Annotated in this window: 7 protein-coding genes; 5 read left to right on the forward strand and 2 right to left on the reverse strand. The window is 70.8% G+C overall.

The features are described from left to right. Nucleotides 1-147: 147 nt before the first annotated feature. Entirely contained in the window at nt 148-1,299 is a 1,152-nt protein-coding gene (locus GXW78_RS11440; protein WP_211868849.1) for an aminotransferase, read from the forward strand. A 56-nt stretch (nt 1,300-1,355) separates the two neighbouring features. Beyond that, the gene (locus tag GXW78_RS11445; protein WP_211868850.1) at nt 1,356-2,108 is read left to right on the forward strand and encodes a hypothetical protein; all 753 of its coding nucleotides are present in this window, start codon (nt 1,356-1,358) and stop codon (nt 2,106-2,108) included. A 33-nt stretch (nt 2,109-2,141) separates the two neighbouring features. Here GXW78_RS11445 and GXW78_RS11450 read toward each other — a convergent pair whose 3' ends face one another. Then, nucleotides 2,142-3,098, reverse strand: a complete 957-nt coding sequence (locus tag GXW78_RS11450; RefSeq protein WP_211868851.1) for a sugar-binding transcriptional regulator — start codon at nt 3,096-3,098, stop codon at nt 2,142-2,144. A 107-nt stretch (nt 3,099-3,205) separates the two neighbouring features. Here GXW78_RS11450 and GXW78_RS11455 point away from each other — a divergent pair, with 107 nt between their 5' ends. Beyond that, the gene (locus GXW78_RS11455; protein ID WP_211868852.1) at nt 3,206-4,471 is read left to right on the forward strand and encodes a metallophosphoesterase family protein; all 1,266 of its coding nucleotides are present in this window, start codon (nt 3,206-3,208) and stop codon (nt 4,469-4,471) included. A gap of 31 nt (nt 4,472-4,502) precedes the next feature. Next, entirely contained in the window at nt 4,503-5,486 is a 984-nt protein-coding gene (locus GXW78_RS11460; RefSeq protein WP_211868854.1) for a Bug family tripartite tricarboxylate transporter substrate binding protein, read from the forward strand. A 147-nt stretch (nt 5,487-5,633) separates the two neighbouring features. Here GXW78_RS11460 and GXW78_RS11465 read toward each other — a convergent pair whose 3' ends face one another. Next, nucleotides 5,634-6,983, reverse strand: a complete 1,350-nt coding sequence (locus tag GXW78_RS11465; protein WP_211868856.1) for a cytochrome P450 — start codon at nt 6,981-6,983, stop codon at nt 5,634-5,636. A 373-nt stretch (nt 6,984-7,356) separates the two neighbouring features. On the opposite strand from GXW78_RS11465, the gene GXW78_RS11470 reads away from it, so the two are divergent. Then, complete coding sequence (locus GXW78_RS11470; RefSeq protein WP_211868858.1) at nt 7,357-9,141, forward strand: ShlB/FhaC/HecB family hemolysin secretion/activation protein; 1,785 nt, start codon at nt 7,357-7,359, stop codon at nt 9,139-9,141.

The raw sequence follows: 9,141 nt of genomic DNA on the forward strand, positions 1-9,141 counted from the left end.
GTTTCCAAAGGCCTTTCGGCCTTTGGCGGGGTAGGGTTCGGGAAGGGGCAGAGCCCCTTCCTGATCCGACCGCCCCGCCAATCCCCACGCATACGGACAACGCCCGTCCTTGACGGCTCCGCACCGGCGCTGGAAGGGTCCGCCCCCATGCCCGCACTCTCCCCGCGCATCCGCGACACCCAGGACCCGCCTATCCCCGCCGTCCGCGCCTGGGCGGGGCGTTATGACGGCCGCGCCGGCCCGATCCTCGACCTGACGCAGGCGGTGCCCGGCTACCCGCCGCACCCGGACCTGCTGGCGAAGCTCGCCGAGGCCGCGGGCGGCCGCGCCGCGGCGACCTATGGTCCGATCGACGGCGAAGCCGTGCTGCGCGAGGCGCTCGCCGCCGACATCTCCACCGTCTACGGCGCGCGCGTGCCGACCGATGCGGTGGCGATCACCTCCGGCGGCAACCTGGCCTTCACCATGACGATGAGCGTGCTGGCCGGCACGGGCGAGAAGGTGATGCTGCCCGCCCCCTGGTACTTCAACCATCGCATGGCGCTGACGGCGCTCGGCATTCCCTGCGTACCGCTCGACTGCCGCGCCGAGGACGGCTTCATCCCCGACCCCGGTCGCGCCGACGCGCTGATGGACGGCGTGCGCGCCATCGTGCTGGTCAGCCCGAACAATCCGACCGGCGCCGTCTATCCGCCCGCCATCATCGAAGGCTTCGCCGCGCTGGCGCGGCAGCATGACGCCTGGCTGGTGATCGACGAGACCTATCGCGACTTCCTCGCCCCCACGCAGTCGCCGCCGCATGGGCTGTTCGCGGATCGCGACTGGGGCGACGGCTTCATCCATCTCTATTCCTTCTCGAAGGCCTATTGCGTGCCGGGCCACCGCGTCGCGGCCATCGCCTCGGGTGCCGCGTTCCGCGGCGCGCTGATGAAGGCACTCGACACCATGCAGATCTGCGCGCCGCGGGCTGCGCAGACGGCGCTGGCCTGGGGGGTGGAGGCGCTGCGCGATTGGCGCCTCGCCAACCGCGACCTGATGGCGGGCCGTGCCGAGGCGTTCCGCCGCGCGGCCTCGCAGCTACCGGGCTGGCGGCTCGATGCGCTGGGCGCCTACTTCGCTTATCTGCGCCTGCCGGCGGAGGCGCCGGACGCGGTGGCGATGGCGGAGACGCTCGCCGTCGAGCGTGGCCTGCTCGGCCTGCCGGGTCCGTTCTTCGGGCCGGGCCAGGATCGGCACCTTCGGCTCGCCTTCGCCAATGCCGAGGAAAGCGTGATCGCCCAGCTCCCCTCGCGGCTATAGGGCGCCGCCGAAGCCGTTCATCGCGCGGTCGCACACGGCGTGGTGATATCCTGGCCATGCCAATTCGCCGTGCGCTGCTCGCCGTTCCCTTCCTTCTCGCTGCCCCTGCCCTGGCGCAGGATGAAAGCCGCCGTCCGCCGGCGCTGCCGACGCCACTCCCGGTGCGCCTGCGCCCCGGCGCCGCGCCGGTCATGGCGCATGCGCGCATTGGCGATGGTGGCCAGCAGCCCATCGAGATCAGCTTCACCGGCCCCGGGGCGCCGACGGAGGTCTTCCGCCTGCCGTCCTGGTACGGCAATGCGCGGATCATCGGGGTGCTGCGGGTCCGTGACCGCGACCTGCTGGTCGTCGCCTTCGAGGGCAACACTGGCACCGGCGTCTATCAGGAAATCCAGGCCGTGATCGGCGTGGATGATGACGGCGTCGCGCGTATCCTGGCGCTGGAAACGCTGCACAACCGCCTGACGGCGATCTGCAGCGATGCCTCCTACCTCACGATCCGCATCACGCCGCTGGCCGATGGCAAGGGCTTACGGCTGAACCACTTCGCGCGCGGCGTCTTCGGCACCTGCGGCCCGCCCACGCGCCGCCCGCGCCCCTTCCGCGCCGAATGGGGCACGACGCTGCGCTGGAACGGCCGTGGCCCGTTTTCCGTCCCGCCGCCCGACCCGCGCGCCGGCCCCGAACGGCGGTTGGTCGAGGCCTCTCGCGCGAAGGTCGCAGCCTGGCTTGCCGCGGCACCACGCCGCGAGGTGACGCATGACGACATGCAGGCGCTGGACCTGATGGAAGTGCTGCGGAACGAGTGACGCGCGGGCCGGCATCGGCCACCGGCGCGAGAACTATCGCGCGCTCCCGCCGAGCGCCTCCGCCTTCAGGATCGCCTCCGCCGTCTCGAGATCGCTGACGAGGCCCGTGCACAGCCCTGCCGCCAGGGCCGCGCGAAGGATAGCCACCTTCTCCGGCCCGCCCGCGGCCACGATGCGGTTCGGGATGCCGCGGATCGCCGCGGGGTCCAGTTGCACGCGGCGTGCATTCACGGGGTCGTCTACGACCTCGCCGGCGGCTGACAGGTAGATGCCGAACACGTTGCCGACCGCCCCCGCGCGCATCAGCCGCTGCTGGTCCGCTCGTGTCAGGATGCCCGAGGCGATCTCGGTCGACGCCTGATGCAGATCTCCGGCGCCGACCAGCGCGTGATCGGCGCCGGCGGCGCGCTCCAGTACCTCGCGCACCATGCGCATGGTGCGGAAGGTCTCGGCGGCCTCGACCGATTCCGCGAGGATCGGCGCGATCAGATAGTAGCAGGCCGCATCGAGTTGCCGCGCATAGCGCGCGGCGATGTCGTAGGGGTTGATGCTGCCCGCGCGCGGCAGGCCGCCCATCAGCCCGACGACCACGTTGCCGCCGGCGCTGCGCGGTTCCAGGCCCCGCACCGAAGCATCGAGCGTCCGGCCCCAGCCCAGCGCCAGCGTCTGCCCGGGCGCGAGCCGCGCCGAGACGAAGGCGCCGGCGGCGACCCCGATTACGCCGGCCACCGCATCGCGGTCGGCCGGCGTCGGCACGATATAGGCGGCGGTCAGCCCGTACCGCGCGGTCAGCGCGCTCTCCGCCTCGAAGCAGAAGCGCAGGCTCGTATCGACCGAGACTCGGATCAGGCCTTCTTCGCGGCACGCCGCGACGTAGCGGTTCACTTTCGCCCGCGTCAGACCCAGGCGCCCGGCGATGGAATCCTGCGTGGCACCTTCCACCAGATGGAGCCAGCCCACCCAGAGCTTCAATTCCCTGTCGGAACGCATGGCTTCTCCGGAGAAATGAGATATTGTCCCTTCATAAGAACAATATTTCACCCGCTTGTCACCCGCGCCCGCGATGCGCCGTGGCACAGGGTCGGGCGAGGAGCAGCATGGCCACCATCTTTCACGTCACCGACCTGCATCTGCGCCAGGCCCTGCCAGGCCATGCAGGGCATCTCCACCGGCTGTCGCGCCGCATGCCGGCGTTGCTAGACGCGCTGTCCGGCCGCATCGCCGCCGTCGCGCCCGACCTGGTGGCCGTCACCGGCGACCTCCTCGACGTGCCGCATGCCTTGCTGGATGGGGAACCGGGCCATGACCTGCGAGCCATCACGCAGGCCGCGCTTGCCGACTACCTGTTGGTGCGCCGTTGGCTGGACTCGCTTGGCCGGCCATGGATGGTGCTGCCCGGCAACCATGACCACGGTCCGGCCTTCGACGTGGTGTTCGGGTCAGAACCGGTCACGCGCCCTTGCGGCCACCTGACGATCCACGCCTTTCATGACTGGGAGCAGGCCGGCAACCAGGCGCTGCGCATCGGCCCGTCGCGTCGGCACTTCGAGCAGGCCATCGCCGCGTCCGGCGTGGAGACGGATGAGGTCCACCTCCAGCATTTCCTCGTCCGCCCGCATGTCGACTACCACTACCCGCTGCTCTACGGCGATGCCGACGACATTGCCCGCCGCGTCGCGGATGCCCCCGGCCGCCGGTTGCTCCTTTCGGGCCACTGGCACGAGGGCACGCCGATGGTGCAGGTCGGAAATGCCCTGATGGGCGCCTGCCCCGCCTTCTGCGAGCCGCCACACCGCTTTCGCGTGTTCCGCATCGATCCCGGCGGACCGATCGCGATGGAGGAGGATGCGCTGGGCGCGTCCTTCACGGCGGCCAAGCAGCTCACCATCGTCGATCGTCCGGGGCTGCTGACACTGCCGCCGGCTGACGGCGCAGCGCCGCGGCTGGTCCCTCGCTCGGACATGGCCAGGATCATCGCCGGCCTCGCCGCGCAGGGGCATGTCGCCATCGCGTCGCCCTGGCACGCGCCGGAGACCGGGACGGCGACCTGGCGGGGCCTGCAATACGCGCATGATGCCTTCTTCCAGGCTCTCGGGAGCGACGCCGGCCAAGCCGACGCACTGTCCCTCTATCTGCCGCCGGGCGCGCAGCCCGGCCGCCGCCTGCCCGCCGAACCCATCAGCCGCGAACCTGACCTCGTACCGCGCCTAGCCGCGCTGTTCGGCATGGCGCCTGCCGCCGTCACGCTGCTGACGCTCGACCCGGCGCGCCGCGCAGCCGGCATCGCCGCCGGCGCCGCCTGCCCGGATCTGAGCGACGGGATGCCCGACATCGACGCCATCCTGGCGGCCGCCGGCCGCTGAGGACATCCGAACGACAGGAAGAACCAGCACCATGTCACCACGTCATGCCTTGTCGCGGCGCCTTCTGATGCTCGGCGGCACCGCGGCCGCGCTCTCGGCGCCGGCTTACGCGCAGGCCTGGCCGGGCCGCCCGATCTCGCTGGTGGTCGGCTATCCGCCCGGCGGGCAGACCGACTTCGCCGCGCGCATCGTGCAGAACGGGCTCAGCCAGGCGCTCGGCCAGCCCGTGGTGGTGGAGAACCGCGGCGGCGCCGGCGGCAATCTCGGCCTCGACGCGGTGCTGCGTGCGCGGCCGGACGGCTACACCTTCCTGGCCTCGAATTCGAGCCCGATGGTGATCAACCCACACACCTTCCCGCCGACCGGCCTCAACCCGCTCGACCTTGTCAATGTCTGCATGATCCTCGATGCGCCGCTGGTCTATTGCGTGCATCCCTCGGTGCCCGCGACGACAGCGCCCGAACTGGTCGCCTGGATCAAGGCGCAGCCGCGCATGATCGACTACGGCATTCCCGCCGCCGGCAGCCTGCCGCATCTCGCGATGGAGCTGTTCAGGTCGCGCACCGGCCTGCCCGAGATGCAGCAGATCCCCTATCGCGGCAGCGGGCCGGCGCTGCAAGACTTCCTGGCGGGACGCTTCCCGGTGATGACGGATTCGCTGTCCGTCATGGCCGGCGCGCTGAACGCGGAGCAGATCCGCGGCGTCATGACCACGAGTACGACCCGCGTTCCCGCCTTCCCCACCGTGCCGACCGCGGGCGAGCAGGGCATCGACGACTTCGTCGTCGGGGCCTGGACGGGGATTTCCGCGCCACGCGGCACGCCGCCGGAGATCATCGCCCGCATGAACGACACGGTGAACCAAGTCCTGCGCGACCCGACCGTGCGCCGGCAGATCGAGGCGCAGGGCGCCGTCGTGGGCGGCGGAACCGCCGACGCCTTCGACCAGCGCGTCCGCGCGGATCATGCGCGCTGGGGCGAGATCGCGCGCAGCAACAACATCACGAGCGGCTAGCTCGGTTGTATGCACTCTCGGGATTTCCGGAGATGGGCGTGGCGTGATCCAGGGCTGCCCTCAGGGGGGCAGCCTTGTGCGTTCTGGATCGTTCGATGTCGGGCGATGGGGCGTGGGATCGAAGGCTTCAGCGCTTCGGCGGGCCGGTTATCGCCGCGTCACCACAACCCGCATCCCGCCTTTCGGCCGCAGCGCCAGCCGGCAGTTCGGCTGCGGCGTGAAGCCTGGCGCCAGCGCGAAGCGGAACCGGCGGAACAGCACCGCCGCGAACACCGTCACCTCCGCCATGCCGAAGGCGGCACCGGCGCAGATACGCGGCCCCACGCCGAAGGGCATGTAGGCGAAGCGCGGCCGCTGCCGGGCGGCCTCGCCGAGAAAGCGCTCCGGGCGGAACGCGTCCGGCGCCTCCCAAAGCGCCTCGTGCCGGTGCAGCAGCCAAGGCACGGCGAGCACGATGTCGCCCGTGCGGATGTCCCAGCGGCGGATGCGGTGGGGCTGCGTTGCCTGGCGGGGAAAGACGGCGACGGGCGGATACAGCCGCATCGATTCCTGGATCACCGCCTTGGTGAAGGGCAGCGCCATCAGCGCGGCGAGGTCCGGGACGTCCGCCGGCAGTTCCGCCGCCATGCGGTCGGCTGTCGCGGGATGCAGCGCGGCGAGCATGGTCGTCCAGGTCAGCGTGATCGCCGCCCCCTCCGCGCCGGCGAGAAGGAACATCACCACCTCGTCCAGCAGCCTTTCGCCGGCCAGCACCGGCGATCCGTCCTCCCGGCGGGCAGCGCGCAGGGCGCGCAGCAGCGGGGTCCCGCCATCGGGGCCGGCCGCGTCGATCAGCCGCGCGACGCGGCCGCGCAGCACGGCGGCGAGCTGCCGCGCCCGCCGCCGCGTCAGCCATCCGAACACGTCCGGCAGGCCCATCAGGCCCAGCAGGTCCACCACCTCCGCCGCGTCCTGGTAGGCGGTGAAGGTCTCGGCGATCAGCCGCGCCTCCGCGGCGGTCCCTGCCTTTCCGAACACGGCGAGCAGCAGCACATGGCTGATCGCGGCAGCATAGGCGGCGGCGACGTCCACCGGCCCCTCGGCGCGGGCGAGCGATTCGGCGCAGGTCTCGGCAGCCTCGACGAAGCAGGGGTGGAACTGGGCGAGGCCGGAGGGGTGGATGGGGGGGGAGACTGCCTCCCGCCGCTCCGCCCAGTCCTCGCCGGAGCCGATGAAGCAGGAGCCGCCCACCACCGGGCGTAGCGCGTCCTCCAGGAACCGGGCCTTGCGCTGGTAGATGTCGTGGCGCGTCACGAAGACGTCCCGCACCACCTCCGGCGTGTTGGCGACGAGGATCAGCCGCCCTGGCAGCCGCGTCGTGAAGACCTGCCGGCGATAGGCGTCGGCGGGGAAGATCGACAGCACGTCCCGCCGGGCGCGCAGCAGCCCGGCGATCGCCGTCGGCTCGCGCGCCGCGCGTGGCGGCATCGGGGGAATGAAGTCGGCGGTGACCTCCATCGGCGCAGGATACGCGGATGCCCCCGATTGGCCACCGGACCCGACGGCGCCGCGGGGCCGGCGGCGGAACGGAGCGGCAGCGGCGCAGATTCCGAAGCCCGCCGATGCGCGCCGCCCGTTCACGTTCGCCGCAGCGCTGCTCGCGCAAGGCGGGCCGAATCAACCTATGGTCGCGACACCGTCCAGACCGCGGCGATACACAACCGTCGCGTGCAGATGAGCGATCCGGGAGATCGATCGAAACGACCTCGGACCGTTGCAGGAACGGCGCATCGTGACTTCAAATCACCCGTATTTCATCAATCAGATGTTCATATCTTTGAGATTCCAGCTATCTTTGTGGATATCCCCCAGCACCCTTCTGCGAGCGACCGTGACGGCCACTCCGCGTTTTCGCCAGGTGTCGAACTTCGGCACGGCTTCGGCCGCTGCCTTGCTTGCGCTCGGCCTGCCTCTGGGCGCGTCAGCACAGGTGCCGCCGACGGTGCCGCGCGCGCCGCCGCCGCCCGTCGATCTCCAGGAACGCGTGCTGCCGCCCCGCGCCCCCGAACTTTCGCCCCGGACCCAGCCGCCGCCGCCTGAAGCCCGTCGCGGACCCGGCGAAGGCCAGCAGGTGGCGATCAGCACGGTCGCCCTGGAAGGCAACACCGCGCTCGATGACGCTGAGTTGCGCCGTTTGGTCGCGCCGGTCGAGGGCCAGACCGTCGCGCTGTCGCGCATCGAGGAAGTCCGGCTCACCCTGCTCGGCGCGTATCGCCGCGCCGGCTATCCGTTCGTCTCGGTCGCTGCCGCCCTGGTGCCGGGCCCCGATGGCCGGGCCGAGCTGCGCTTTGCCTTCACCGAGGGTTACGTCGCCGAAGTGCGCCTGGACGGCGATATCGGCCCGGCCGGCACGCAGGTGCTGCGCTTCCTCGAACGGGTCAAGGATGAACGGCCGGTCTCGACTGCCGGCGTCGAGCGCGCGCTGCTGCTCGCCTCCGACGTTCCGGGCGTGCGCGTTCGCGGGGTTCTGCAGCCGATCCAGGGGGAACCCGGCGCGCTGCGCCTCGTCGCGCAGGTCACGCGCTCGGTCGTCAGCGGCTATTTCAACGTGGACAACCGCGCCTACAACCTCACCGGCCCGTGGGAGGCGCTGTTCGTCGGCGGGTTGAACTCGCTGACCGAGTTCGGCGAGCGGACGGAGCTCACGCTGTTCGGTTCCGAACAGGGGACGCAGTGGTTCACCCAGGGCAGCTTCGAGACCTTCATCGGCGGCTCGGGCCTGCGCGTGCGCGTCTATGCCGGCATGGGCAACACGCTGCCGTCGGGCCAGCTCGCGCAGATCGGCTACAATGGCGAGACGACCCTTGCCGGCGTCGTCGCGACATACCCGATCATCCGCTCGCGGCCCGCCAATCTGTGGGCCGTCGCGCAGTTCGACATGTTCGACAGCACGACCTACACGGGCGTCGGCACCAGCTCCGGCCGGTCGCTCGCCGGGCGGGACCACATCCGGGCGGCGCGCGGCGGTTTCGACGGGCAGGCGCTCGACAGCTTCATCCCGTTCCTGCCACCGGCCATCAACCAGGGTGGCTTCCGGGCGCATCAGGGCATCATCGACTGGGATGCGACCGCGAATGACGATCCGCGGGCGACGCGCATCGGATCCGAATTCGACTTCACCAAGTACACCGGCGAATACCAGCGGGTGCAGCCGCTCTTCTCGCCCTTCGACGGCGCCATGTTCAACATCCAGGCCTATGTGAACGGCCAGTGGTCGACGAACGTCCTGCCGAATGCCGAGAAGTACTACCTCGGCGGCAACCGCCTCGGGCGCGGCTTCTATTCGGGCCAGGTGACGGGCGACTACGGCTATGGCTACGCGATCGAGTTGCAGCTCGACCTCGGCTACGAGATCCCGGCCGATCCCGCCATGGGCAACAACCGCGGCACCACGCAGTTCTACATGTTCCGCGACATGGGCTGGGCGTACCAGAACCTCGACACCGATGCGAACCGGCGGCTGTCCTCCTGGGGCGGCGGCGTGCGCACCATCGTCGCGGACACGGTGCAGGTCGATGTCGAGCTCGCCCGTCGCATCACCACCCAGCCCGACGGCCAGTTCTCCGAGCCGCTGCGCGCCACGCAGCTCTACTTCCGCACGCTGATAAGGTTCTAG

The sequence above is a fragment of the Neoroseomonas terrae genome, assembly GCF_018129025.1.
In the GTDB taxonomy this organism is placed as follows: domain Bacteria; phylum Pseudomonadota; class Alphaproteobacteria; order Acetobacterales; family Acetobacteraceae; genus Neoroseomonas; species Neoroseomonas terrae.

What these genes read in the sequence shown, in the direction of transcription:
- GXW78_RS11440 (WP_211868849.1), top strand. Translation starts at nt 148, where the DNA reads ATGCCCGCACTCTCCCCGCGCATCCGCGACACCCAGGACCCGCCTATC.
- GXW78_RS11445 (WP_211868850.1), top strand. Translation starts at nt 1,356, where the DNA reads ATGCCAATTCGCCGTGCGCTGCTCGCCGTTCCCTTCCTTCTCGCTGCC.
- GXW78_RS11450 (WP_211868851.1), bottom strand. Translation starts at nt 3,098, where the DNA reads ATGCGTTCCGACAGGGAATTGAAGCTCTGGGTGGGCTGGCTCCATCTG.
- GXW78_RS11455 (WP_211868852.1), top strand. Translation starts at nt 3,206, where the DNA reads ATGGCCACCATCTTTCACGTCACCGACCTGCATCTGCGCCAGGCCCTG.
- GXW78_RS11460 (WP_211868854.1), top strand. Translation starts at nt 4,503, where the DNA reads ATGTCACCACGTCATGCCTTGTCGCGGCGCCTTCTGATGCTCGGCGGC.
- GXW78_RS11465 (WP_211868856.1), bottom strand. Translation starts at nt 6,983, where the DNA reads ATGGAGGTCACCGCCGACTTCATTCCCCCGATGCCGCCACGCGCGGCG.